The 23,282-nt window shown below is 73.6% G+C and carries 22 protein-coding genes; 14 read left to right on the top strand and 8 right to left on the bottom strand.

Going from position 1 to position 23,282, the window contains the following annotated elements:
* The first annotated feature begins 120 nt into the window (after positions 1 to 120).
* From ACN9MM_RS19455 to ACN9MM_RS19445, 3 genes are all read left to right on the top strand, one after another.
* A complete protein-coding gene (locus tag ACN9MM_RS19455) occupies positions 121 to 1,581 on the top strand; it encodes a DUF2252 domain-containing protein (protein ID WP_426364821.1) in 1,461 nt (486 codons plus the stop codon).
* Between the two features lie 389 nt (positions 1,582 to 1,970).
* Positions 1,971 to 2,726 carry a hypothetical protein gene (locus ACN9MM_RS19450; protein ID WP_426368777.1) on the top strand — a complete coding sequence of 252 codons (756 nt, stop codon included), beginning with the start codon at positions 1,971 to 1,973 and terminating at the stop codon, positions 2,724 to 2,726.
* Between the two features lie 54 nt (positions 2,727 to 2,780).
* Positions 2,781 to 3,125 (top strand): rhodanese-like domain-containing protein, encoded by a 345-nt coding sequence (locus ACN9MM_RS19445; RefSeq protein ID WP_426364820.1) that lies wholly within the window; start codon positions 2,781 to 2,783, stop codon positions 3,123 to 3,125.
* Positions 3,126 to 3,138: 13 nt separating this feature from the next.
* Here ACN9MM_RS19445 and ACN9MM_RS19440 read toward each other — a convergent pair whose 3' ends face one another.
* From ACN9MM_RS19440 to paaA, 6 genes are all read right to left on the bottom strand, one after another.
* A complete protein-coding gene (locus tag ACN9MM_RS19440) occupies positions 3,139 to 4,272 on the bottom strand; it encodes an acyl-CoA dehydrogenase family protein (protein WP_426364819.1) in 1,134 nt (377 codons plus the stop codon).
* 117 nt (positions 4,273 to 4,389) lie between these two features.
* Entirely contained in the window at positions 4,390 to 5,478 is a 1,089-nt protein-coding gene (locus tag ACN9MM_RS19435; protein WP_426364818.1) for a 2Fe-2S iron-sulfur cluster-binding protein, read from the bottom strand.
* The gene (gene paaD / locus ACN9MM_RS19430; protein ID WP_426364817.1) at positions 5,479 to 5,976 is read right to left on the bottom strand and encodes a 1,2-phenylacetyl-CoA epoxidase subunit PaaD; all 498 of its coding nucleotides are present in this window, start codon (positions 5,974 to 5,976) and stop codon (positions 5,479 to 5,481) included. It lies immediately after the preceding gene.
* Positions 5,970 to 6,695, bottom strand: a complete 726-nt coding sequence (paaC, locus tag ACN9MM_RS19425) for a 1,2-phenylacetyl-CoA epoxidase subunit PaaC (protein ID WP_426364816.1) — start codon at positions 6,693 to 6,695, stop codon at positions 5,970 to 5,972. Before paaC ends, paaD begins: the two co-directional genes overlap by 7 nt.
* The gene (paaB, locus tag ACN9MM_RS19420; protein WP_426364815.1) at positions 6,692 to 6,979 is read right to left on the bottom strand and encodes a 1,2-phenylacetyl-CoA epoxidase subunit PaaB; all 288 of its coding nucleotides are present in this window, start codon (positions 6,977 to 6,979) and stop codon (positions 6,692 to 6,694) included. Before paaB ends, paaC begins: the two co-directional genes overlap by 4 nt.
* Positions 6,976 to 7,992 (bottom strand): 1,2-phenylacetyl-CoA epoxidase subunit PaaA, encoded by a 1,017-nt coding sequence (paaA, locus tag ACN9MM_RS19415; protein WP_426364814.1) that lies wholly within the window; start codon positions 7,990 to 7,992, stop codon positions 6,976 to 6,978. The genes paaB and paaA overlap by 4 nt, the downstream gene beginning before the upstream one ends.
* Before the next feature lie 112 nt (positions 7,993 to 8,104).
* Here paaA and ACN9MM_RS19410 point away from each other — a divergent pair, with 112 nt between their 5' ends.
* Genes ACN9MM_RS19410 through ACN9MM_RS19400 form a run of 3 tightly spaced genes read left to right on the top strand, consistent with a single transcriptional unit; the run spans position 8,105 to position 10,844 of the window.
* Positions 8,105 to 8,947 (top strand): DUF5819 family protein, encoded by an 843-nt coding sequence (locus ACN9MM_RS19410; RefSeq protein ID WP_426364813.1) that lies wholly within the window; start codon positions 8,105 to 8,107, stop codon positions 8,945 to 8,947.
* The gene (locus tag ACN9MM_RS19405; protein ID WP_426364812.1) at positions 8,944 to 10,185 is read left to right on the top strand and encodes an HTTM domain-containing protein; all 1,242 of its coding nucleotides are present in this window, start codon (positions 8,944 to 8,946) and stop codon (positions 10,183 to 10,185) included. Before ACN9MM_RS19410 ends, ACN9MM_RS19405 begins: the two co-directional genes overlap by 4 nt.
* Positions 10,182 to 10,844, top strand: coding sequence for a TrmH family RNA methyltransferase (locus ACN9MM_RS19400; protein ID WP_093875169.1), 663 nt, complete (start codon positions 10,182 to 10,184; stop codon positions 10,842 to 10,844). Before ACN9MM_RS19405 ends, ACN9MM_RS19400 begins: the two co-directional genes overlap by 4 nt.
* A 179-nt stretch (positions 10,845 to 11,023) precedes the next feature.
* On the opposite strand, the gene paaN is transcribed toward ACN9MM_RS19400, so the two are convergent.
* Positions 11,024 to 12,721, bottom strand: a complete 1,698-nt coding sequence (paaN, locus tag ACN9MM_RS19395) for a phenylacetic acid degradation protein PaaN (protein WP_426364811.1) — start codon at positions 12,719 to 12,721, stop codon at positions 11,024 to 11,026.
* 124 nt (positions 12,722 to 12,845) lie between these two features.
* Here paaN and ACN9MM_RS19390 point away from each other — a divergent pair, with 124 nt between their 5' ends.
* Both ACN9MM_RS19390 and ACN9MM_RS19385 read left to right on the top strand, forming a co-directional pair.
* The gene (locus tag ACN9MM_RS19390) at positions 12,846 to 14,432 is read left to right on the top strand and encodes a 3-hydroxyacyl-CoA dehydrogenase (protein ID WP_426364810.1); all 1,587 of its coding nucleotides are present in this window, start codon (positions 12,846 to 12,848) and stop codon (positions 14,430 to 14,432) included.
* Positions 14,429 to 15,022 carry a TetR/AcrR family transcriptional regulator gene (locus tag ACN9MM_RS19385; protein ID WP_426364809.1) on the top strand — a complete coding sequence of 198 codons (594 nt, stop codon included), beginning with the start codon at positions 14,429 to 14,431 and terminating at the stop codon, positions 15,020 to 15,022. The genes ACN9MM_RS19390 and ACN9MM_RS19385 overlap by 4 nt, the downstream gene beginning before the upstream one ends.
* 279 nt (positions 15,023 to 15,301) lie before the next feature.
* Here the strand turns inward: ACN9MM_RS19385 and ACN9MM_RS19380 are convergent, their stop codons facing one another.
* Complete coding sequence (locus tag ACN9MM_RS19380; RefSeq protein ID WP_382861861.1) at positions 15,302 to 15,841, bottom strand: Lrp/AsnC family transcriptional regulator; 540 nt, start codon at positions 15,839 to 15,841, stop codon at positions 15,302 to 15,304.
* Positions 15,842 to 16,018: 177 nt separating this feature from the next.
* Between ACN9MM_RS19380 and pdhA the strand changes: the two genes are divergently transcribed.
* The 6 genes from pdhA to ACN9MM_RS19350 all read left to right on the top strand — a co-directional run bounded on the left by pdhA (position 16,019) and on the right by ACN9MM_RS19350 (position 23,276).
* Complete coding sequence (gene pdhA / locus ACN9MM_RS19375) at positions 16,019 to 17,179, top strand: pyruvate dehydrogenase (acetyl-transferring) E1 component subunit alpha (protein WP_426364808.1); 1,161 nt, start codon at positions 16,019 to 16,021, stop codon at positions 17,177 to 17,179.
* Positions 17,179 to 18,225 (top strand): alpha-ketoacid dehydrogenase subunit beta, encoded by a 1,047-nt coding sequence (locus ACN9MM_RS19370; RefSeq protein ID WP_426364807.1) that lies wholly within the window; start codon positions 17,179 to 17,181, stop codon positions 18,223 to 18,225. The genes pdhA and ACN9MM_RS19370 overlap by 1 nt, the downstream gene beginning before the upstream one ends.
* The gene (locus tag ACN9MM_RS19365; RefSeq protein WP_426364806.1) at positions 18,225 to 19,607 is read left to right on the top strand and encodes a dihydrolipoamide acetyltransferase family protein; all 1,383 of its coding nucleotides are present in this window, start codon (positions 18,225 to 18,227) and stop codon (positions 19,605 to 19,607) included. Before ACN9MM_RS19370 ends, ACN9MM_RS19365 begins: the two co-directional genes overlap by 1 nt.
* 413 nt (positions 19,608 to 20,020) lie before the next feature.
* Positions 20,021 to 20,875: an NTP transferase domain-containing protein gene (locus ACN9MM_RS19360; RefSeq protein ID WP_426364805.1), complete on the top strand. Its 855-nt coding sequence runs from the start codon at positions 20,021 to 20,023 to the stop codon at positions 20,873 to 20,875.
* Complete coding sequence (locus ACN9MM_RS19355) at positions 20,872 to 22,194, top strand: molybdopterin molybdotransferase MoeA (RefSeq protein ID WP_426364804.1); 1,323 nt, start codon at positions 20,872 to 20,874, stop codon at positions 22,192 to 22,194. The genes ACN9MM_RS19360 and ACN9MM_RS19355 overlap by 4 nt, the downstream gene beginning before the upstream one ends.
* A gap of 20 nt (positions 22,195 to 22,214) precedes the next feature.
* A complete protein-coding gene (locus ACN9MM_RS19350; protein ID WP_383662765.1) occupies positions 22,215 to 23,276 on the top strand; it encodes a potassium channel family protein in 1,062 nt (353 codons plus the stop codon).
* Positions 23,277 to 23,282 lie beyond the last annotated feature (6 nt).

Raw genomic sequence — 23,282 nt, 5'->3', positions numbered from 1 at the left:
GGTCCGGAGGTTGTCCACAGGCTCGTGGATGCGTTGTCCACAGGGGGAGACGGTCGATCGGGAACGGCGGTACGGTCAGGGCCGGATGATGTTGGACATCGCATCGGGGGAGGGCGTCCCATGGACGAGATCCGGGCCGTCGTGCCAGGACAGCGGGGTACGGACGGCGGGCAGGACGAGGCGCGCGTCCCGCACGTGCCGGGGTTCGCACGCCGCGCCACCCCCGGCACCGGGGTCTCACCCAAGGACCGGGGCAAGCAGCTGCGCGAGCAGATCCCCCGCTCCTCGCACGACCGTCCTGCCCTCGCCGCCGACCGACCGGGCGCCGTCCGCGCCGTCGAGGAATCGGGCCGCGGCCGGGTCCCCGAGCTCACGCCGATACGGGTCGGCAGGATGGCGGCGAGCCCCTTCGCCTTCCTGCGCGGTTCCGCCGGACTGATGGCCCAGGACCTCGTCGGAACCCCCGTCACCGGAATAGCCGCCCAGATATGCGGTGACGCGCACGCCGCCAACTTCGGCCTCTACGGTGACGCGCGCGGCCGGCTCGTCATGGACCTCAACGACTTCGACGAGACCGTCACAGGCCCCTGGGAATGGGACCTCAAGCGGCTCGCCACCTCCCTCGTCCTCGCCGGGCGGGAGGTGGGAGCGAGCGAGGAGGTGTGCCGGGCCGCCGCGTTCGACACGGTCGGCGCGTACCGGCGGACCATGCGCCTGCTCGCCCGGCTCCCCGCACTCGACGCCTGGAACGCGATCGCCGACGAGGAACTCGTCTCGCACACCGACGCCCGTGACCTCATCGGCACCCTGGAACGGGTCTCCGCCAAGGCCCGCAACAACACGAGCGCCCGGTTCGCCGCACGGTCGACCGAGGCCGTGACGGACGCCGAGGGCGGCGGCCGCAGGTTCGTGGACGCTCCCCCGGTGCTGCGCAGGGTCCCTGACGCCGAGGCGGCCGAGGTCGCCGACTCCCTCGGCGCGTACCTGGAGACCGTGTCCGAGGACAGACTGCCGCTCCTCGCCCGGTACGCCGTCCACGACGTGGCCTTCCGGGTGGTCGGCACCGGCAGCGTCGGCACCCGCTCCTACGTGGTCCTGCTCCTCGACCACCGGGGCGAGCCGCTGGTGCTCCAGGTGAAGGAAGCCCGCCCGTCGGCCCTGCTGCCCCACCTGCCCGCCGCGGGCTTCACCGTGCCGGACGCCGGCCACGAGGGGCGGCGCGTGGTGCTCGGACAGAAGCGGATGCAGGTCGTCAGCGACATATTGCTGGGCTGGACCACGGTCGAGGGGCGTCCGTTCCAGGTCCGGCAGTTCCGCAACCGCAAGGGCAGCGTCGATCCCGCAGCCCTCACCGTGGATCAGCTCGACGACTACGGGCGCATGACCGGCGCCCTGCTCGCCCGTGCGCACGCCCACAGCGCCGACCCGCGCCTGATATCCGGCTACTGCGGCAAGAACGAGGAGCTCGACGAGGCCGTGGCGTCCTTCGCCGTCACGTACGCGGACCGCACCACGGCCGACCACGCCGATCTGCTCTCCGCCGTCCGCACCGGGCGCATCGCGGCGGAACTGGGCGTCTGACGTTCGACGCGGGCAGGGCAGGGCAGCGCCGGGGAGAGCGGGGGCCCGGGCGCCGGGGCGCCGGGCGCGGGCGTGGGTGGGGAACAGAACGGAACGGGGGAGGTGGGAGGGAGGGGGAGGGAGGGGGGAGGCCCCCCCGAGAGGACCGTAGGCTGGTGGGGACGAGGCGGAACGAGGACGTGGGCGGCGTGGACGTGAGCGTGGACCAGGGTGTGAACGAGGGACCCGGGGACGATCGCCCCGAGGCCGAGCAGCCCCGGCCTGAGGCCGAGCAGCTCCAGGCCGGGCAGTCTCAGACCGAGCAGTCTCAGCCCGAGGCCGGGCAGTCTCAGGCGGGGCAGCCGGGTGACCCCGGGGCGCAGGGTGCTGACGAGCGGCCCGAGGCTCGGTTGGAGCGGGCCGTGCGGGTGGCCGAGCAGGCGCTGATCGAGTTCGAGATCGCCGTCGAGACGTTCCGGGTCGAGGTGGAGAACTTCTCGCGGCTGCACCACCAGAAGCTGGGCCCCATGTACGCGCGGCTCGACGAGCTCGACGCGCGGATCGCCGAGGCCCGGGCGGCGCGTACCGGGGACCCCGAGGATCTGCGGCGGGCGCAGGAGGCACGGGCGGCCGTGCTGCCGATGCCCGGTGTGGACGAGCTGTTCCACGACTGGATCGACGCCGACGGCCTCTCCCCCGAGGCCTCCGCGATGCTCACCGACCGGCCGGTGCAGCCGCCGAAGCGGGTCCGCCCCGCTGAGGAGGCCCGCCGGCTCTATCGCGAGCTGGTCCGCAAGGCCCACCCCGATCTGGCGCGCGAGGAGGACGAGCGGAAGCGGCGCGAGGAGTTCCTCACGCGGGTGAACGCCGCCTATGCCCGTGGCGACGAGGCGCTGCTGCGTGAGCTCTCCACGGAGTGGGAGGCCGGTCCCGTGCCGGCCGAGGAGCGGCTCAGCGAGAGCGAGGAGCTGTACGCGCGCCTGGAGTGGCTGGCCGAGCGCAAGGACATGCTGTCGGCGCTGGCGCGCGAGCTGGAGGAGAGCGCGATCGGCGCGATGCTGCGGATGGCGCCCGACGATCCGGACCGTCTCCTGGAGGAGATCGCCGAGCAGCTGCTCGCTCAGGTCTCCGATCGGGAGACCGAGCTGGCGGAGCTGGTGCAGTAGGTTTTCCGTGCGCCCGAGTCCTTCGGGCGGTACTGACGAGAGAAGGCCTGTCCCATGAATTTCTCCCCCCTGCCCGCGGTGGACGCGGCTTCCGTGCCGGCCGATGCCCTGGTGCTGGACGTCAGGGAGGACGACGAGTGGACGGCCGGTCACGTCGAGGGTGCGCTGCACGTGCCGATGAGCGACTTCGTGGCGCGCTTCGGTGAGGTGACGGAGGCCGTGGCCGAGCGTGGCCGTGCCTATGTGATGTGCCGGGTGGGCGGCCGTTCGGCGCAGGTCACGCAGTATCTGGTGCAGCAGGGCTTCGACGCGGTGAACATCGACGGCGGGATGCTCGCCTGGGACGGTGCCGGGCGTCCGATGGTGGCGGAGGGCGGAAGCCCGGCGTTCGTCCTCTGACGGTTCGGGGGCGTCAGCCGAGGGGGTGGGCGGCCAGCAGGTCGCCGAGGGCCTCCTCGTGGGCCGCGGCGGGGCCGAGCGACAGTTCGAGGTGCTTGGCCCAGGCGTGGTAGCGGTGCAGCGGGTAGTCGGTGTCGGCGCCGAAGCCGCCGTGCAGGTGCTGGGCGGTCTGCACCACGCGGCGCACCCCTTCGGAGGCCCAGATCTTGGCGACGGCGATGTCCCCCGCCGCGGGGAGTGCTCCGTCCGCGTCGCTGGAGAGGCGCCAGGCGGCCTGCCAGAGGGTGGCCTCCATGGCGCGCAGGTCGATGTAGCGGTCGGCGGCCTGGACGGCGACGGCCTGGAACGTGGCCACGGGGTGGCCGAACTGTTCGCGTTTTCCGGTGTACTGGCTCGTCATGGTGAGGACGGTCTCGCCGAGGCCGAGGGCGAGTGCGCAGGTTCCGGTGGTGAGGATGTCGCGCAGGCGGTCCCAGGCGCTGTCGGCGTCGATGACGTCGGCTTCGTCGAGGCGTACGGCGTCGAGGGTGAGTTCGGCGAGGAGTTCGCCGCTGGTCGAGTACTGGGCGGTGAGGTCGAGGCCGTCCTGGGTGCGGGGCAGCAGGGCGAGGACGGTGCGGCCCTCGGCGGTGCGTGCGGGGACGGCGATGATGTCGGCGCCGTGGGCCCAGGGCACGGCCGTCTGGGTTCCGTCGAGGATCCAGTCGGTTCCGTCGCGGTGCGCGGTGACGGACCGGTCGGCGGGTTCGTGGCCGGTGCGTCCGTGGGCGGCGGCGGTGAGGACGAGTTCGCCGCGGGCGACACGGGGGAGGAGCGTGGCGGCCGTACGGGGGTGGGCGTACCGCTCGACGGTGTGGGCGACGGCGCTGGTCTCCAGGAGCGGGACGCGGGCGAGGACGCGGGCGGACTCGCGCAGGACGAGGCAGAGGGCGACGGGGTCGAGTCCGGCGCCGCCGTGCTCGGGGGCCAGGGTGAGCCCGAGGAGGTCGGCGGTGGCGAGGCGGGACCAGAGCGGGCGGTCGAGGTCCTCGGCCACGGCGCCCGGGGTGAGGGCGGGGCTGGGGACCGTGTCGGGCGTGACGTCCGAGAAGACGGCCTTGGCCGCTTCGACGGCCGCCTGCTGTTCTTCGGTGAAGGTGAAGTCCACGGTGCTGCCTTCCCGTTGCCGACCCTGTGTCTCTGACGGTTCGTCAAGATAGAACAGGTTCTAGGGGAAGGGAATGGCGGCGCCGCCCGTACTTGGGCGGCGCCTTCGCCGGGTGGGTCAGCGGTCGAAGTCCAACTCCACGTCCGGGGTGGCCGGATGGGACTGGCAGGCCAGGACGTATCCGGCTTCCGTCTCTTCCGGCTCCAGGGCGAAGTTGCGGTCCATGCGCACCTCTCCGCCGACGAGGAACGCGCGGCAGGTGCCGCACACCCCGCCCTTGCAGGCGTACGGGGCGTCCGCGCGGGAGCGGAGCACGGTGTCGAGCAGCGTCTCGCCCCGCTCCACCGGCCAGGTCCCGGACCGGCCGTGCAGGGTGGCCGTCAGGGTGGCGTGCGCCGGGGCGTCGGCCGCGGGGGCCGGGGCGGGTGCGGAGCCGTCGTCGACGTGGAAGATCTCCTGGTGGATCCGGCTCCGGTCGACTCCGAGGCCGCGCAGGGCCTGCTCGGCGCCCTGGACGAGTCCGAAGGGGCCGCAGAGGAGCCAGCCGTCGATGGTGTCGACGGGCAGCAGGGCGGGCAGCAGTCCGGCGAGCCGCTCGCGGTCGAGGCGGCCGGACGGCAGCCCCGCCTGCTGCTCCTCCCGGGAGAGCACGGTGACCAGTTGGAAGCGGTCCGGGTAGCGGTCCTTGAGGTCGGCGACCTCGTCGAGGAACATCGTGGACGCGGCGGTGCGGTCGCTGCGGATCAGGCAGAACCTGGCCTCCGGCTCGCGGGCGAGCAGGGTGGCCGCCATCGAGAGGACCGGGGTGATGCCGCTGCCGCCGACGACGGCGGCGAAGTGGCCGGGGCGCGGGGGGAGCGTGAAGCGGCCCATGGGTTCCATGACCTCGACGAGGTCGCCGACGGCCAGCTCCTTGAGCGCGTACGTCGAGAACGAGCCGCCGTCGACGAGCCGGATGCCGACGCGCAGGACGGGGGTTTCGCCGGCCGGGGCCGCGGGGGCGCAGATCGAGTAGGTGCGCCGGATCTCCTCGCCCTGCTCGTCGGTGCGGCGCAGGGCGAGGTGCTGGCCGGGGAGGTGGCGGTACGCCTCGTGGAGTTCGGGCGGGACCGCGAAGGTGACGGCCACGGAGTCGTCCGTGAGTCGGTCGACCTCGCTCACCCGGAGCGGATGGAATCCGGCCCTTCCGGCGGCTGAGGACACCATCTACAACTCCTTGAAGTGGTCGAACGGTTCGCGGCAGGCGGTGCAGCGGCGCAGTGCCTTGCACGCGGTGGAGGAGAAGCGGCTCAGGAGCTCGGTGTCGGTGGATCCGCAGTGGGGGCAGCGGATCGCCAGGGTGAGCGGCACGGGGCCGCCGGCGGGTCCCTGGGGGCGGGGCGGGGCGATGCCGAACTCGGTGAGCTTGCGTCGTCCTTCCTCGCTGATGTCGTCGGTGGACCAGGCGGGGGCGAGGACGGTGACGACGGTGACGTTCGGTACGCCGTGCTCGTGGAGGGCTTGCTCGATGTCGGAGGACATGGCCTCGATGGCGGGGCAGCCCGTGTAGGTGGGGGTGAGGGAGACCTCGACCCGGCCGGGGCCGAGGACCTGCACGCCCCGCATGACGCCGAGTTCCTCCAGGGTGAGGACGGGCAGCTCCGGATCGGGGACGGAGCCGGCGACGCGGCTCAGTTCCTCTTCCAGGGCCGTCATGGTCACCATGTCGCCCCCGGGTGGCTGCGGTGCAGGTGCTGCATCTCGGCGAGCATCGGTCCGAAGGGCTCGGTGTGCAGGCCCTGGCGTCCGGCGCCGGCGCTCCAGGCGCCGGTGCGGGGTCCGGAGGGCACGGTGAGCGTGGCCCGGCCGAGGACGCCGGTGACCGAGTCGAGCCAGGCGGCGTCCAGGGCGGGGAGGTCGAGGTCGAGGCCGTCGACGGGCTGGAACAGTTCGCCGGTGTACCGCCAGAGGGCGTCGCAGGCGTGCTGCATCCGCTGGTGGCTCTCGGTGGTGCCGTCGCCGAGGCGCAGGGTCCAGTGCTCGGCGTGGTCCTGGTGGTAGGCGACCTCCTTGACGGCCTTGGCCGCGAGGGCGGCGAAGGGGCCGTCGCCGGAGGCCAGCTGCCCGTACAGGAGGCGCTGGTAGGTGGAGAAGTAGAGCTGCCGGGCGATGGTGTGGGCGAAGTCGCCGTTGGGCTGCTCGACCAGCTGGCTGTTCCGGAAGGAGCGTTCCTCGCGGAGGTAGGCCAGTTCGTCCTCGTCGCCGACGAGGGAGAGCAGGACGCGGGCCTGGCCGAGGAGGTCGAGGGCGATGTTGGCCAGGGCGACCTCCTCCTCCAGGACGGGGGCGGAGCCGGCCCACTCCCCCAGGCGGTGGGAGAGGACGAGGGCGTCGTCGCCGAGGGCGAGCGCGGCGGCGGTGCGGGTGTCGGTGGTGCCGGTCACAGGTGCTTCACCCCCTCCGGGATCTCGTAGAAGGTGGGGTGGCGGTAGGGCTTGTCCGCGGCCGGTTCGAAGAAGGGGTCCTTCTCGTCGGGTGAGGAGGCGGTGATGTCCGCCGAGGGGACGACCCAGATGGACACGCCTTCGGACCGGCGGGTGTAGAGGTCGCGGGCGTTGCGCAGGGCCATCTCCGCGTCGGGTGCGTGGAGACTGCCCGCGTGGGTGTGGGACAGTCCGCGGCGGGAGCGCACGAACACCTCCCACAGCGGCCAACCGTCGGTCGTCATGCCTGTGCCTCCCCGTGCTTTCCGGTGTGCTTCTCGGCGTAGGCCGCCGCCGCTTCTCTGACCCAGGCGCCGTCCTCGTGGGCCTGGCGTCGCTTGCTGAGCCGCTGGTCGTTGCAGGGGCCGTTCCCCTTGAGGACGTCCCAGAACTCGGCCCAGTCGATGGGGCCGAAGTCGTAGTGCCCGCGCTCCTCGTTCCACCGGATGTCGGGGTCGGGGAGGGTGAGGCCGAGGGCCTCGGCCTGGGGCACGGCGATGTCGACGAAGCGCTGGCGCAGTTCGTCGTTGGTGTGGCGCTTGATCTTCCAGGCCATCGCCTGGGCGGTGTGCGTCGACTCGTCGTCCGGCGGGCCGAACATCATGAGCGAGGGCCACCACCAGCGGTCGACCGCGTCCTGCGCCATGGCGTGCTGGGCCTCGGTGCCGCGGGAGAGGGCCAGCAGGGCCTCGTACCCCTGGCGCTGGTGGAAGGACTCCTCCTTGCAGACCCGGACCATCGCGCGGGCGTACGGGCCGTAGGAGCAGCGGCAGAGGGGGACCTGGTTGGTGATCGCTGCGCCGTCGACCAGCCAGCCGATCGCGCCGACGTCGGCCCAGGTCAGCGTGGGGTAGTTGAAGATCGAGGAGTACTTCTGGCGGCCGGAGTGGAGCTTGTCGAGGAGCTCGTCGCGGCTGGTGCCGAGGGTCTCCGCCGCGCTGTACAGGTACAGGCCGTGGCCGGCCTCGTCCTGCACCTTGGCCATGAGGATGGCCTTGCGGCGCAGGGAGGGGGCGCGGGTGATCCAGTTCGCCTCGGGCTGCATGCCGATGATCTCGGAGTGGGCGTGCTGCGCGATCTGCCGGACGAGGGAGGCCCGGTAGGCCTCGGGCATCCAGTCGCGCGGCTCGATCCGCTCGTCGGCGGCCACGGCGGCGTCGAACACGGCCTCGTAGGCGGCCTGCTCCGCCGCCGCGGCCGTGTCCGACACGCCGGGCACGCCCGTGGTCCCTGCCGTCCCTGCCGTCACTGCGGTCATCAGACCCCCTACCGACCGATCGTTCGGTTGAATGACTTCAATGGTGGGTCGGCGGCCCGTATGGTGTCAACCCTGTGGATAACCGAGGTGGGCCGATCGGGATCGGGGCGGGATGGACGCGTACGTCGAAAAGGACGCGGTCGAGGTGACCGACGGCGGGCACAGACCCCCCGAGGACCCGCCGGTCGCCCCTCCCGAGGACTCGCCGGTCTCTCCCGCCGAGGCCCCGCCGACCGCTCCTCACGAGGCGCCAGGAGCATCCGCCGAGGGGGCCGGCGCCGGGATCATGGCCCTCTCGCTGCCGTACCAGGTCGTCGTCGCCGTGGCGCTCGCCGTCACCGCGGTGTTCACCTGTGTCCACCTGGCGATGGTGTTCCTGCACGTGGCCCCGTCCAACACGCTGACCAAGCGGCACGGCGAGGCCGTCGGCGACTGGATCTACCCCGAGTTCGAGCAGAACTGGAAGCTCTTCGCGCCCAATCCGCTCCAGACGAACATCTCCGTCGAGGTCCGCGCCGAGACCGCCACCGCCGACGGCTCCAGCCGCACCACCGGCTGGATCGACCTCACCGCCCAGGACATCGAGGCGATCCGGCACAACCCCATGCCCAGCCACGTGCAGCAGAACCAGCTCCGCAGGGCCGTGGACTACTACGTCAACACGCACCCCGAGGGCCAGCGCGCCGGCGGACTGCGCGCCACCCTCGCGGAGCAGTACATGCGCCGGCTCGCGATGCTCAGGCTCGACGCCCTCGAAGGCCCCGACGGACGGGCCCTCGGCCCCGAGACGCGGCGCATCCAGCTCCGCACCGTCTCCCGGCCGGTCCCCGCGGCCCGGTGGAGCACCGAGAAGAACCGGACTACCCCCGGCTACCGCGACTTCCCGTGGTGGAACATCACCGAGGCCGACCGGTCCGCCGGCGCCGGCACGAGCCGCACGGAGGCGGGCCGATGAGCATCTCCCCCGCCACGCCCGCGCGTGCCCGCGAATCCCTCGACCGACGCCTCGCCCGCGGCGTGCAGACCGTCACGGGGCGCACCCTCGCCCCGTACCAGAGCGCGATCGTACGGATCGGCTTCTCGCTGACCTGGCTGGTCTTCCTGCTGCGCGAGCTGCCGTACCGGCACCAGCTGTACGGGCCCGACTCCCCCTGGTCCTGGGAGATGGCGCACCGGCTGATCGCCGACAACCGGGCCTTCACCGTCCTGATGTGGTCGGACGGCCGGCTCTGGTTCGAGGTCGTCTACGGGCTCGCGGTGCTCTCCGCCCTGCTGCTCCTGGTGGGCTGGCGGACCCGGGCCGTGTCCGTGCTCTTCATGGTCGGCGTGCTCTCGCTGCAGAACCGGGCGGTGTTCGTGGGCGACGGCGGGGACAACGTCCTCCACCTCGCCGCGATCTACCTCGTGTTCACCCGCTGCGGCCGGGTCTGGTCCCTGGACGCCCGGCGGTCGGCCCGCGAGGCCCGCGAGGCCCGTGCCGGGGAGCCGTCGCGCCGTGATGTCGTCGGACCGCTGCTGTGGGTCGTGCTCGGCGGCTTCCTCCTCGCCACCACCTGGTTCAGCGACGTCACCGGCGAGTGGTGGGTGCCGGTGCTGCTGTGGGTGCTGTGGCTCGGGAACGGTCTGTGGTGGCTGGTGTGCCGGGTCGCGCCCGGGGAGCCCCGCACCCTGCTCGACGCCCTCGCCAACCTCGCGCACAACGGTGTCCTCCTCGTCCTCATGGTCGAGGTCTGCCTGATCTACTCCACGGCTGGCTGGTACAAGATCCAGGGCTCGCGCTGGCAGGACGGCACCGCGCTGTTCTACCCGCTCCACCTGGACTACTTCTCGCCCTGGCCGGGCCTCTCCGACCTGCTCGGCGCCAGCGGGATCATGGTGATGCTGCTGACGTACGGCACGGTGATCGTCCAGGTCGCCTTCCCCTTCACGCTCTTCAACCGCAAGGTCAAGAACGTCCTGCTCGTCGCGATGATGCTGGAGCACGCCGGGATCGCGGTGCTCCTGGGGCTGCCGGTGTTCTCGATCGCGATGATCTCCGCCGACGCCGTGTTCCTGCCGACGGCGTTCCTGGTGGCGCTGGGCGCCCAGGTGGTCCGGGGCAGGGACCGGCTGCTCCGGCGGACTCCCGCCGGGACGCTGCCCGACCAGCGCCGTACGGGTGAGGAGCACGGTCCCCGTACCCTCGTCGGGTGAGCACCACGGAAGAACAGCCCGAGCCGGTCCAGTACGACGAGGGGTTCGGCCCCGAGATCGGCGTCGGGCCGCACCCGGAGCCGTGGCCGCGGGACGAGCGGTACGACCCCGAGCTGCTGGCCGGCGGCGACCGGCGCAACGTCGTGGACCGGTACCGGTACTGGACGCGCGAGGCGGTCGTCGCGGACCTGGACACCCGGCGCCACGACTTCCACGTGGCGGTGGAGAACTGGGGCCACGACTTCAACATCGGCTCGGTGGTGCGGACCGCCAACGCCTTCCTGGCGAAGGAGGTCCACATCGTGGGCCGGCGCCGCTGGAACCGGCGGGGCGCCATGGTCACCGACCGCTACCAGCACGTCCGGCACCACCCGGACACCGAGTCGCTGACCTCGTGGGCCGCGGCCGAGGGCATCCCCGTCATCGGGATAGACAACCTGCCGGGCGCTGTCCCGCTGGAGCGGACCGTGCTGCCCCGCCGCTGTGTGCTGCTCTTCGGGCAGGAGGGCCCCGGGCTCACCGAGGAGGCCCGCGCCCACGTGGAGATGGTCTGCTCGATCGCCCAGTTCGGATCGACCCGGTCGATCAACGCGGGCGCGGCCGCCGCGATCGCCATGCACGCGTGGGTGCAGCGGTACGCGGAGATCGAGGCGCCGTAGGAGGCCGCCGTCTGGCCTGTGGGCTGCTGCCCGGCTCGTGAGCCGGCCGGGCCCGTGGGCCGCGCGTGGGCCGCTCGTGGGCTGCTCGTGGGCCCGTGAATCCGCTGGGCCCCGTGGGCCCCGTGGGCCCCGTGGAGGCCCCGTGGAGGCCCCGGAGGGTCTCCACGGGACACCGTGGGTCAGGCCTGGCGGCGGACCTCCACCACGCGGAAGCGGTTGGAGACGAAGGCGCCGTCGCACAGCGCGGCGTTCGCCGCCGGGTTTCCGCCGGAGCCGTGGAAGTCGGAGAACGCGGCCGTCTGGTTCACGTACACCCCGCCCGTGAGGTTCAGCGAGAGCTGGGCCGACTCCTCCAGGCAGACCTCCTCCACCGCGCGCTCGGTGTCCGCCGAGGTCGTGTAGGCGCCGACCGTCATGGCGCCCTTCTCGCGGACCGTGCGGCGCAGCAGCTCCAGGGCGTCGGCGGTGGAGTCCACCGAGACGGCGAAGGAGACCGGGCCGAAGCACTCCGAGAAGTACGCGGCCTGGGCGTCCGGCTTGGAGCCGTCGAGCTTCACGATGACCGGCGTGCGGACCACAGCGTCCGGGTACTCCGGGTTGACCACCTCGCGGGAGGCGAGCGCGACCTCGCCGAGCCCGGCGGCGGCCTCCAGGCGCGCCTTCACGTCCGGGTTGACCAGGGCGCCGAGCAGCCCGTTCGCCCGGGCGTCGTCGCCGAGCAGGCCGCCGACCGCCGCCGCGAGGTCGGCGACGACCTCGTCGTACGACTTGGGGCCCTGGTCGGTGGTGATGCCGTCGCGGGGGATCAGCAGGTTCTGCGGGGTGGTGCACATCTGGCCGCTGTACAGGGAGAGCGAGAAGGCCAGGTTGGCCAGCATCCCCTTGTAGTCGTCGGTGGAGTCGACCACGACCGTGTTGACGCCGGCCTTCTCGGTGTAGACCTGGGCCTGCCGGGCGTTGGCCTCCAGCCAGTCGCCGAAGGCGGTGGACCCGGTGTAGTCGATGATCCGGATCTCCGGGCGGACGGCCAGGGTCTTGGCGATGCCCTCGCCGGGCCGCTCGACGGCGAGCGCGACCAGGTTCGGGTCGAACCCGGACTCGGCGAGCACCTCGCGGGCGACCTGGACGGTGAGCGCGAGCGGCAGGACGGCGCGCGGGTGCGGCTTGACGAGGACCGGGTTGCCGGTGGCGAGGGAGGCGAACAGGCCCGGGTAGCCGTTCCACGTGGGGAAGGTGTTGCAGCCGATGACCAGGGCGATGCCGCGGCCGACCGGGGTGAACTCCTTGCTCAGCTCCAGGGGGTCGCGCTTGCCCTGCGGCTTGGACCAGCCGGCCCGGCCGGCGGGCGTGCGGGTCTGCTCCGCGTACGCGTAGGCCACGGCCTCCAGGCCGCGGTCCTGGGCGTGCGGGCCGCCGGCCTGGAACGCCATCATGAACGCCTGTCCGCTGGTGTGCATGACGGCGTGCGCGAACTCGTGGGTGCGGGCGGAGATCCGGGCGAGGATCTCCAGGCAGACCAGGGCGCGGGTCTCGGCGCCGGCGTCCCGCCAGGCGCCCATGCCCGCGCGCATCGCGGGGAGCAGCACGTCCAGGTCGGCGTGCGGGTACTCGATGCCGAGGGACGGGCCGTACGGCGAGGTCTCGCCGCCGGTCCAGCCGTCCGTGCCGGGCTGGTCGAGGTCGAAGCGGGTGTTCAGCAGGGACTGGTGGGCGGCGAGGCCCGCCGCCGCGTCGAGCGAGCCGTCCGCGCCGTACGCCTTGGGGTGCTCGGGGTACGGCGACCAGTAGGCGCGGCTGCGGATGGTGTCGAGCGCCTGGTCGAGCGTGGACCGGTGCTTCTCGGCCAGACGGTCGGTGGTCAGCTGAGCGGTGGCCATGGATGGACCAACTCCTCGTCGAGCTGGGCAGGGAGACGCGTACGGAGTTAGAGTAACCGAACGATCGGTCGGGACAAGGGGGTCCGCCGATCCTGTGGAAAACCCATCGGGGAGGATCACTCCTATGAGCGCCAACGTGACCGTCAGGGGGAGCGACGACGTGACCGCCAGTGAGACCGCCGCCGTGGGACAGGACGGCACCGCCGTCATCGGGCAGGACCGGACCGTCGCCGTCGTGGGCACCGGGACCATGGGCCAGGGCATCGCCCAGGTCGCGCTGGTCGCCGGCCACCCCGTGCGCCTCTACGACAGCGCCCCCGGACGGGCCGCCGAGGCCGTCGCGGCCCTCACCGCCCGCCTGGACCGGCTCGTGGAGAAGGGGCGGCTCGACGCCGCCGCACGCGAGGCCGCCGTCGGCCGGCTGCACGCGGCCGACGACCCCGCCGAGCTCGCGGACGCCGCCCTCGTGATCGAGGCGATCGTCGAGGACCTCTCGGTCAAGCAGCGGCTCTTCACCGACCTGGAGAAGATCGTCGGCGACGACACCGTCCTCGCCACCAACACCTCCTCCCTCTCCGTCACCGCCATCGCGGGAGGACTGCGCCTGCCCGGCCGGTTCGTCGGACTGCACTTCTTCAACCCGGCGCCGCTGCTCCCCCTCGTCGAGGTCGTCAGCGGCTTCGCCACCGACCCGGACGTCGCCACGCGCGCGTACGGGACGGTCAAGGGCTGGGGCAAGACGCCGGTGCGCTGCGCGGACACCCCCGGCTTCATCGTGAACCGGGTCGCCCGCCCCTTCTACGCCGAGGCGCTCCGGGTCTTCGAGGAGGGCGGGGCCGATCCCGCCACCATCGACGCGGCCCTGCGCGAGTGCGGCGGCTTCCGCATGGGGCCCTTCGAGCTGACCGACCTCATCGGCCAGGACGTGAACGAGGCCGTCACCCGCTCGGTCTGGGAGTCCTTCCACCACGACCCGAAGTTCACCCCCTCGCTCGCGCAGCGCCGGCTCGTCGAGTCGGGCCGCCTCGGCCGCAAGTCCGGGCACGGCTGGTTCTCGTACGCGGAGGGCGCCGAGCGTCCCGAGCCGCACACCGCGCCGCCGGCCGACGCGCCGGAGCGGATCGCCGTACGCGGCGACCTGGGGCCCGCCGAGCCGCTGGTCGGACTCTTCGAGGAGGCCGGGATCACCGTCCGGCGCAAGGGCGGCGGGGGGTACGTGCAGCTGCCCGGCGGCGCCCGGCTCTGCCTCGCCGACGGAGAGACCGCCTTCGAGTACTCCACCGACGAGATCATCTACTTCGACCTCGCGCTGGACTACGCGCGCGCGAGCCGGATCGTCCTGTCGACCGGCGAGCACACCTCGGCCGAGTCCCTCGCCGAGGCCGTGGGCCTCTTCCAGGCGCTCGGCAAGCAGGTGTCCGTGATCGGCGACGTGCCCGGCATGATCGTCGCCCGTACGGTCGCGATGCTCGCCGACCTCGCGGCCGACGCCGTCGACCGGGGGGTCGCCACCGCCGAGGACGTCGACACCGCGATGCGGCTCGGGGTCAACTACCCCGCCGGCCCGCTGGAATGGGCCGCGAACGTGGGGCACGCGCGCGTACGGGACCTGCTCGGCGAGCTGCACACGCGTTACCCGACGGGCCGGTACGCGCCCAGCCTGGCCACCGCCCGCCGGGGATACGCCGAGGAAGGGCAGGACTCCCGATGACCACGGCGAAGCGCGACACGTACACCCCCGAGACGCTGCTCTCGGTCGCGGTGCGGGTCTTCAACGAGCGCGGCTACGACGGCACGTCGATGGAGCACCTGTCCAAGGCCGCCGGCATCTCGAAGTCCTCGATCTACCACCACGTCTCCGGCAAGGAGGAGCTGCTGCGGCGCGCGGTCAGCCGGGCGCTCGACGGGCTCTTCGCGATCCTCGACGAGCCGGGCGCCGGGCGCGGCCGGGCCGTCGAGCGGGTCGAGTACGTCACGCGGCGCACCGTCGAGGTGCTGATGGCGGAGCTGCCGTACGTGACGCTGCTGCTGCGCGTGCGCGGCAACACCGCCACCGAGCGGTGGGCGATGGAGCGGCGCCGCGAGTTCGACCACAAGGTGGCCGATCTGCTGAAGGCCGCCGCCGCCGAGGGCGACCTGCGGGCCGACGTGGACATCCGGCTCGCGACCCGGCTGCTCTTCGGCATGATCAACTCGCTGGTGGAGTGGTACCGGCCGCACCCGGACGCGCCGGCGGAGAGCGAGCAGCTCGCCGAGACCGTCGCCCACCTGGCCTTCGACGGGCTGCGGACGGCCCGCTGAGGCGTCGTACGGGCGCGGGGACGGCTGCGGTCGGTCCGCTGAGGCGTCGTACGGGGCTGGGGAGGCTCCGGTTCGGCCCACTGAGCGTCGTACGGGGCCGGGGGAGGCTGTGGTCGGTCCGCTGAGCCCTCGTATGGGGCCGGGGACGGCTGCGGACGGCCCGCTGAGCCGTCGTACAGGCCCGGGGACGGCTGCGGACGGCCCGCCGGTCCCCCGTACGGCCCACTCGGGCTGTCGTGCCGGTCGGGCCGGGCGCGCGGCGTCCCGGACCGCCCGGGGTCAGCGGCCCGGGTCGCGGGGGTCCGGGTCCAGGTCCGTCTCCTCGAAGACCAGCAGGGTCCGGGTGGAGAGCACCTCGGGGATCGACTGGAGCTTGGTGAGCACCAGCTCCCGCAGAGTCCTGTTGTCGGGGGTGTGGACCAGCAGCAGGACGTCGAAATCGCCGCTGACCAGGGCGATGTGCGCGGCTCCCGGCAGGGCCTGGAGCTGTTCGCGAACGGTCCGCCAGGAATTCTGGACGATCTTGAGCGTGATGTAGGCGGAGGCGCCGTGGCCCGCCCTCTCGTGGTTCACGCGCGCGCTGAAGCCGCGGATCACCCCGTCGTCGATGAGCCGGTTGATGCGCGCGTACGCGTTGGCCCGGGAGACGTGCACCCGCTCGGCCACGGAGCGGATCGAGGCGCGGCCGTCCGTCTGCAGGATCCGCAGGATGTCCCGGTCGATGGCGTCCAGGGGGCGCGCCGGGGGCCCGGTGAGCCCCGCCCCCGGACCCGGCGCGACGACCTGCTCCCAGTCGTCGGCCATTTGTTCATCCGCCATGTGCCCCCGCCTCTCTCCCGTGGACGACCTGCCCTTATCCCAGGCTGTGGAGAACCGTTTGTCCACAGGCTGAAGGTGCCTGTAGCCAAAATGCCTCCACGACCGAACAATCGGTAGGTGAGGCGCGCCACACTCGCGCCACCCGCCTTCGGGTCTTATGCCCGCTCCCACGAGGAGGTGGACTCGTTGCAACAGCGCAGTTCGACAGTCCAAGAGCCGCCCGGTGCCGTTCCCGCCCACCGGCACACCCCGCCGCCGGCGTGGCAGCCCCGCACCGACCCCGCCCCGCTGCTGCCCGACGCCGAGCCGCTGCGCGTGCTCGGCACGGACGCCGTGGCCGACGCCGACCCCGCGCTGCTGCTCCGGCTCTACGCGGAGCTGATCCGCGGCCGCCGGTACAACACGCAGGCCACCGCCCTCACCAAGCAGGGCAGGCTCGCCGTGTACCCGTCCACCACCGGCCAGGAGGCGTGCGAGATCGCCGCCGCCCTCGCCCTGGAGGAGCGGGACTGGCTCTTCCCCTCGTACCGCGACACCCTCGCGGCCGTCGCCCGGGGCCTCGACCCCGTCCAGGCGCTGACCCTGCTGCGCGGCGACTGGCACACCGGGTACGACCCGCGCGAGCACCGCATCGCGCCGCTCTGCACCCCGCTGGCCACCCAGCTCCCGCACGCGGTGGGCCTCGCCCACGCCGCCCGCCTCAAGGGCGACGACGTCGTCGCCCTCGCCATGGTCGGCGACGGCGGCACCAGCGAGGGCGACTTCCACGAGGCGCTGAACTTCGCCGCCGTCTGGCAGGCCCCCGTGGTCTTCTTCGTCCAGAACAACGGCTTCGCGATCTCCGTGCCGCTCGCCAAGCAGACCGCCGCCCCCTCCCTCGCCCACAAGGCCGTCGGATACGGGATGCCGGGCCGGCTCGTCGACGGCAACGACGCGGTCGCCGTCCACCAGGTCCTCACCGAGGCCGTGGCCCGCGCCCGGCGCGGCGGCGGACCCACCCTCGTCGAGGCCGTCACCTACCGGATCGACGCCCACACCAACGCCGACGACGCCACCCGCTACCGCGCGGCCGGCGAGGTGGAGACGTGGCGGGCGCACGACCCGATCCTCCTGCTCGAACGGGAACTGACGGAGCGCGGCCTGCTCGACGAGGACGGCAGGCGCGCGGCGGCCGAGGCCGCCGAGACGATGGCGGCGGAGCTGCGCGAACGGATGAACGCCGACCCGGTGCTCGACCCGATGGAACTCTTCTCCCACGTCTACGCGGAGCAGACCACACAGCTGCGCGAACAGGCGGCGCAGCTGCGCGCCGAGCTCGAAGCCGAGGGTGAGGCGTGATGACGACCGCGACGACCGGCCCCGCGGCGGCCAAGGCCGCCGGGAACAGCGGGAAGCCGAAGCCCGCGACGATGGCGCAGGCGCTCCAGCGCGCCATGCGCGACGCGATGGCCGAGGACCCGACCGTCCACGTGATGGGCGAGGACGTCGGCACCCTCGGCGGCGTCTTCCGAGTCACCGACGGACTCGCGAAGGAGTTCGGCGAGGACCGCTGCACCGACACCCCGCTGGCCGAGGCCGGCATCCTCGGAGCGGCCGTCGGCATGGCCATGTACGGCCTGCGGCCGGTCGTGGAGATGCAGTTCGACGCGTTCGCGTACCCGGCGTTCGAGCAGCTGATCTCGCACGTGGCGAAGATGCGGAACCGGACGCGCGGCGCGATGCCGATGCCGATCGTCATCCGCGTCCCGTACGGCGGCGGGATCGGCGGCGTCGAGCACCACAGCGACTCCTCCGAGGCCTACTACACGGCCACCCCGGGCCTGCACGTCGTCACCCCGGCCACCGTCGAGGACGCCTACGGGCTGCTGCGCGCGGCCATCGCCTCCGACGACCCGGTGGTCTTCCTGGAGCCCAAGCGGCTCTACTGGTCCAAGTCCGACTGGTCCCCCGAGGCGCCCGCGGCCGTCGAGCCGATCGGCAAGGCCGTCGTGCGGCGCCGGGGCACCGGCGCCACCCTGATCACCTACGGTCCCTCCGTGCCGGTCTGCCTGGAGGCGGCGGAGGCCGCACAGGCCGAGGGCTGGGACCTGGAGGTCGTCGACCTGCGCTCGCTCGTGCCGTTCGACGACGAGACCGTCTGCGCCTCGGTGCGGCGCACCGGCCGCGCGGTCGTCGTCCACGAGTCGACCGGCTTCGGCGGCCCCGGCGCGGAGATCGCCGCGCGCGTGACCGAGCGCTGCTTCCACCACCTGGAGGCGCCGGTGCTGCGGGTCGCGGGCTTCGACATCCCGTACCCGCCGCCGATGCTGGAGCGGCACCATCTGCCGGGCGTGGACCGGGTCCTGGACGCGGTCGCGCGACTGCAGTGGGAGGCGGGGAGCTGATGGCACAGGTGCTGGAGTTCAAGCTGCCCGACCTCGGTGAGGGACTCACCGAGGCCGAGATCGTGCGCTGGCTGGTCGCCGTCGGCGACGTCGTCGCCATCGACCAGCCGGTCGTCGAGGTCGAGACGGCCAAGGCGATGGTCGAGGTGCCCTGCCCGTACGGCGGAGTCGTCACCGCCCGGTACGGCGAGGAGGGCACCGAACTGCCCGTCGGCGCACCGCTCCTGACGGTCGCCGTCGGCGGCACGGGTGCGCCGGAGGAGCTCGCGGAGGCCGCTCCCGGAGCGGCACCCACGGCCGGAGGGGCCGACGCCGTCTCCTCGGAGTACTCGGGCAACGTGCTCGTCGGCTACGGCACGGCCGGGCCCACCGCCCGGCGCCGCCGGGTGGCGCACACGAACCCGGCGGCCGCGACGGCTCCGGCCGCTCCCGCCCCGGTCGCCGCTCCCGCTCCCGTTGCCGTGGCTCCGGCTGCCGCTCCGGCTGCGGTTCCGGCGTCCGCAGGGCCGGTGCCCGTCATCTCGCCGCTCGTGCGGAAGCTGGCCCGGGACCGGGGCCTCGACCTGCGGGAGGTGCGCGGATCCGGGCCCGAGGGGCTGATCCTGCGGGCCGACGTGGAGCTGGCCCTCGCGGCCCTGGAGCGGCCCGTGGCCGCCCCGGCGCCCGCCCCCGCCGTGGCGGTCGCCGCACCGGCCGGTGAGCGGGTTCCGCTGCGCGGGGTCCGTGGCGCGGTGGCGGACAAGCTGTCCCGCAGCCGTACCGAGATCCCCGACGCGACCTGCTGGGTCGACGCCGACGCGACCGAGCTGATGGCGGCCCGCGCCGCGATGAACGCGGCCGGCGGCCCGAAGATCTCGCTGCTCGCGCTCCTCGCGCGCATCTGCGCGCACGCCCTGGCCCGGTTCCCCGAGCTCAACTCGACGGTGGACACTGCCGCCCGGGAGATCGTCCGGCTGCCGTCCGTGCACCTCGGCTTCGCCGCCCAGACCCCGCGCGGACTCGTCGTCCCCGTGGTCAGGGACGCGGGGACGCGGACGGCCGAGTCGCTGACCGAGGAGTTCGCCCGGCTCACCGAGGCGGCCCGGCAGGGCGCGATCACCCCGGCCGATCTGACCGGCGGCACGTTCACCCTCAACAACTACGGGGTGTTCGGGGTCGACGGCTCCACGCCGATCATCAACCACCCCGAGGCGGCCATGCTCGGGGTCGGCCGGATCATCCCCAAGCCCTGGGTGCACCAGGGCGAACTGGCCGTCCGTCAGGTGGTGCAGCTCTCGCTCACCTTCGACCACCGCGTCTGCGACGGCGGCACGGCGGGCGGCTTCCTGCGGTACGTGGCGGACTGCGTCGAACAGCCGGCGGTCCTGCTCCGTAGGGTCTGACGGGCGACCGGGGTCGACGCGCGCGACCGGGTCGACGTGCGCGACCAGGGCGACGCGCGCGACCAGGGCGACGCGCGGCCGGTCCGACGCGTGTCGAGGTGTGGCCGGTCCGACGCGCGGCCGGTCCGGTGAGCGTGGTGCGCCGGGCGGTCGCACCCGGCGGGCCGTACCTGACGGGTGCGGTCCGACCCGGCCGGTCCGACCCGGCCGGTCCGACCCGGGCGGCCGCGCCCCGACGGCTCGCCCGACGGCTCGCGCCCGACGGTTCGCGCCCGACGGGTTCGCGCCCGACAGGCAGTCCGGTGCGGCCGCTCCGTGCGGGTGCCCGCCGGAGCAGTCGTCCGCCGGGCCCCGCGGCCCGGTGGAGGCGGGTGGCCCCGCGGTGGCGTGGGGCGGGCGACCATACTGCTGGGGTGACCACCGCATACGACGCCGTCGTGCTCGCCGGGGGTGCCGCCCGGCGCCTCGGCGGTTCCGACAAGCCCGGAGTACGGGTCGGGGGCAGGACCCTCCTCGACCGGGTGCTCGCGGCCTGTCCCGACGCGGGCCGGACCGTGGTCGTCGCCGACCCCCGCCCGACCGCCCGCCCCGTCCGCTGGACCAGGGAGGACCCGCCCGGCGGCGGCCCCCTCGCGGCCCTCGGCGCCGGGGTGCGGGAGACCGGCGCCGACGTCCTCCTCGTCCTCTCCGCCGACCTGCCCTTCCTGGACGCGGCCACCGTCCGCCGCCTCCTCGACGGCCTCGACACGGCCCCCGGCGCCGAGGCCGCGCTCCTCACCGACCCCGAGGGACGCGACCAGCCGCTCGTCGCCGCCTACCGCCGCACCCCGCTCCTGCGAGAACTGGCCGCCGTCGTCGAGCGGCGGGGCACCCTCGCGGACGGTCCGCTGCGTCTCCTCACCGGGGGCCTCGGCCTGACCCGGGTCGCCGCGGACCCCCTCGCCTCCTTCGACTGCGACACCTGGGAGGACATCGCCACGGCCCGGGCCCGCATCAGGGAGCATGGGACCGTGCTGGATGAATGGATCACCGCAGTCAAGGACGAACTGGGCATCGAACTGGACGTCGACACCGGCGTGCTGCTCGACCTCGCCCGCGACGCCGCCCACGGAGTGGCCCGACCCGCCGCGCCCCTGACCACCTTCCTGGTCGGTTACGCGGCGGCCCGCGCGGGCACCGAGGGCGGCCCCGAGGCGGTCGCCGAGGCCGCCCGCAAGGCCGCGGCGCTCGCCCAGCGCTGGGCCGCCGAGCAGGACGAGGCCGGATGACCCTGAAGGAGCCCGTCCCCGTGGCACCGGAAACCCCCGCAGGTACGAAGGCCGAGCCGCCGCACCGGGCCACCCCCTGGCCCGAGGCCCGGAAGGCCGCCGCCCGCGCCGGGGCCGACGCGCGGGCCGGCCGCGCACCGCGACGCCTTCCGTTCGGGCAGGCGCTCGGCCAGGTCCTGGCCGAGCCGCTCCGCGCCCTCACCGACCTGCCCTCCTTCGACACCTCCGCCATGGACGGCTGGGCCGTCGCGGGCCCGGGCCCCTGGACGGTCCGCGCGGAGACCCCCGTCCTCGCCGGTCACGCGCCCGCCGCCGCGCTGACCGCCGGTGAGGCCGTACGGATCGCCACCGGCGCGCCCGTCCCGCCCGGGACCACCGCCGTCATCCGTACCGAGCACTCCCGTACCGAACACGCCCGTACCGAACACGCCCCTGCCGCGGGCCTTCTGCTGCACGCCCTGCGCGACGTGGTCCCCGGACAGGACATCCGGCCCCGGGGCCAGGAGTGCCGCTCCGGCGACGAACTGCTTCCCGCGGGCACCGACGTCACCCCCGTCGTCCTGGGCCTCGCCGCGGCCGCCGGTTACGACGAGCTCCCCGTACGGGCCCGCCCCCGGGTGGAGGTCCTCGTCCTCGGCGACGAGCTGCTCACGGCCGGCCTCCCCCACGAGGGCCTCATCCGTGACGCCCTCGGCCCGATGCTCGGACCCTGGCTGGAGGCGCTCGGCGCCGAGGTGCTCGCCACCCGGCGGGTCGGCGACGACGCCGAGGAGCTGTACGCGGCCGTCACCGGTTCCACCGCCGACCTGGTCGTCACCACCGGAGGCACCGCCGCCGGGCCCGTCGACCACCTCCACCGCGTCCTCGGCAAGGCGGGCGCCACGCTCCTGGTCGACGGGGTGAAGGTCCGCCCCGGCCACCCGATGCTCCTCGCGGCCCTGGACGGCCGGCGCCATCTCGTCGGTCTGCCCGGCAACCCGCTCGCCGCCGTCTCCGGGCTCCTCACGCTCGCCGAGCCGCTCCTCGCGGCCCTCGGCGCCACCGTCCGCTCCGGAGGCTCCGTGGGCCGCGCGCCCGTTCTGGAGGCGGTGCACGGGCACCCGTACGACACCCGGCTCGTTCCCGTCGTCCGCAGGGGCGAGCAGCTCGTCCCGCTGCGCTACAACGGGCCGGCCATGCTCCGGGGCATCGCCGTCGCGGACGGCATGGCCGTCGTCCCGCCCGGTGGCGCCCCGTCCGGCCAGGAGCTGGACGTCCTCGACCTCCCCTGGCCGCCGACGTCGGGTGCCGTACCGGCGCAAGGAGCGTGTTTCACGTGAAACTTCCCAGTCGTGACGTGATGGCCCGTCACGCGGACGAGCGGATCACGGGCCCCCAGGTCCGGCTGCCCCGCAGGGTCGTCGAGAGGCCGCTGCGGCAGGTCGGCAAGCGGCTGCTCATGGCGCTCGGCGTGCTCCTCCTGACGGTCCTCATCGTCTACGTGGACCGCGACGGCTACCACGACAACGCCGACGAGACGCTCGACTTCCTCGACTCGGCCTACTACGCGACCGTGACGCTCTCCACCACCGGATACGGCGACATCGTCCCGTACAGCGACTCGGCGCGGCTCGCCAACATCCTGCTGGTCACGCCCCTGCGCGTGCTGTTCCTGATCATCCTGGTCGGCACCACTCTCGAGGTCCTCACCGAGCGGACCCGGGAGGAGTTCCGGCTGAATCGCTGGAGGTCCACCTTGCGCGACCACACCGTCATCGTCGGTTTCGGGACGAAGGGCCGGTCCGCGATCCAGACGCTCTGCGCGACCGGGCTCCGCAAGGACCAGATCGTCATCGTCGACCCCTCCACCAAGGTGATCGAGACGGCGAACGCGGACGGGTTCGTCGGTGTCATCGGCGACGCGACGCGCAGCGACGTGCTGCTCCGCGCCGAGGTGCAACGGGCCCGGCAGATCGTGATCGCCACCCAGCGCGACGACACCGCGGTCCTGGTCACCCTCACGGCCCGCCAGCTCAACCGGGGCGCGAAGATCGTCGCCGCGGTCCGCGAGGAGGAGAACGCGCCGCTGCTCCGCCAGTCCGGCGCGGACGCCGTCATCACCAGCGCCAGCGCCGCCGGGCGTCTGCTCGGCCTCTCCGTGCTGAGCCCCAGCGCCGGCACGGTGATGGAGGACCTCATCCAGCAGGGCTCGGGCCTCGACCTCGTGGAACGGCCCGTGACCAAGAGCGAGGCCGGCAAGAGCGTCCGGGAGACCGGAGACCTGGTGGTGAGCGTGCTCCGCGGCCACCGGCTGCTCGGCTACGACGATCCCGCGGCCAGCCCGCTCCAGCTCACCGACCGGGTGATCACCATCGTGCGCGCCGCGCCGGTGACCCCGCTGTCCACACCGCCGGAGGACTGACGCGCC

Source organism: Streptomyces sp. E-08 (assembly GCF_049913095.1).
In the GTDB taxonomy this organism is placed as follows: Bacteria; Actinomycetota; Actinomycetes; order Streptomycetales; family Streptomycetaceae; genus Streptomyces.
This window is presented reverse-complemented; position numbering and strand designations above follow the sequence as displayed.

Excerpts from the sequence above, each read along its gene's own strand:
- ACN9MM_RS19405 (WP_426364812.1), top strand. The coding sequence starts at position 8,944 with ATGAGCATCTCCCCCGCCACGCCCGCGCGTGCCCGCGAATCCCTCGAC.
- paaN (WP_426364811.1), bottom strand. The coding sequence starts at position 12,721 with ATGGCCACCGCTCAGCTGACCACCGACCGTCTGGCCGAGAAGCACCGG.
- ACN9MM_RS19435 (WP_426364818.1), bottom strand. The coding sequence starts at position 5,478 with ATGGTGTCCTCAGCCGCCGGAAGGGCCGGATTCCATCCGCTCCGGGTG.
- ACN9MM_RS19350 (WP_383662765.1), top strand. The coding sequence starts at position 22,215 with ATGGCCCGTCACGCGGACGAGCGGATCACGGGCCCCCAGGTCCGGCTG.
- ACN9MM_RS19455 (WP_426364821.1), top strand. The coding sequence starts at position 121 with ATGGACGAGATCCGGGCCGTCGTGCCAGGACAGCGGGGTACGGACGGC.
- paaD (WP_426364817.1), bottom strand. The coding sequence starts at position 5,976 with ATGGTGACCATGACGGCCCTGGAAGAGGAACTGAGCCGCGTCGCCGGC.
- ACN9MM_RS19370 (WP_426364807.1), top strand. The coding sequence starts at position 17,179 with ATGACGACCGCGACGACCGGCCCCGCGGCGGCCAAGGCCGCCGGGAAC.
- ACN9MM_RS19380 (WP_382861861.1), bottom strand. The coding sequence starts at position 15,841 with ATGGCGGATGAACAAATGGCCGACGACTGGGAGCAGGTCGTCGCGCCG.
- ACN9MM_RS19445 (WP_426364820.1), top strand. The coding sequence starts at position 2,781 with ATGAATTTCTCCCCCCTGCCCGCGGTGGACGCGGCTTCCGTGCCGGCC.
- ACN9MM_RS19365 (WP_426364806.1), top strand. The coding sequence starts at position 18,225 with ATGGCACAGGTGCTGGAGTTCAAGCTGCCCGACCTCGGTGAGGGACTC.
- ACN9MM_RS19410 (WP_426364813.1), top strand. The coding sequence starts at position 8,105 with ATGGACGCGTACGTCGAAAAGGACGCGGTCGAGGTGACCGACGGCGGG.
- ACN9MM_RS19390 (WP_426364810.1), top strand. The coding sequence starts at position 12,846 with ATGAGCGCCAACGTGACCGTCAGGGGGAGCGACGACGTGACCGCCAGT.
- ACN9MM_RS19355 (WP_426364804.1), top strand. The coding sequence starts at position 20,872 with ATGACCCTGAAGGAGCCCGTCCCCGTGGCACCGGAAACCCCCGCAGGT.
- ACN9MM_RS19385 (WP_426364809.1), top strand. The coding sequence starts at position 14,429 with ATGACCACGGCGAAGCGCGACACGTACACCCCCGAGACGCTGCTCTCG.
- paaA (WP_426364814.1), bottom strand. The coding sequence starts at position 7,992 with ATGACCGCAGTGACGGCAGGGACGGCAGGGACCACGGGCGTGCCCGGC.
- paaB (WP_426364815.1), bottom strand. The coding sequence starts at position 6,979 with ATGACGACCGACGGTTGGCCGCTGTGGGAGGTGTTCGTGCGCTCCCGC.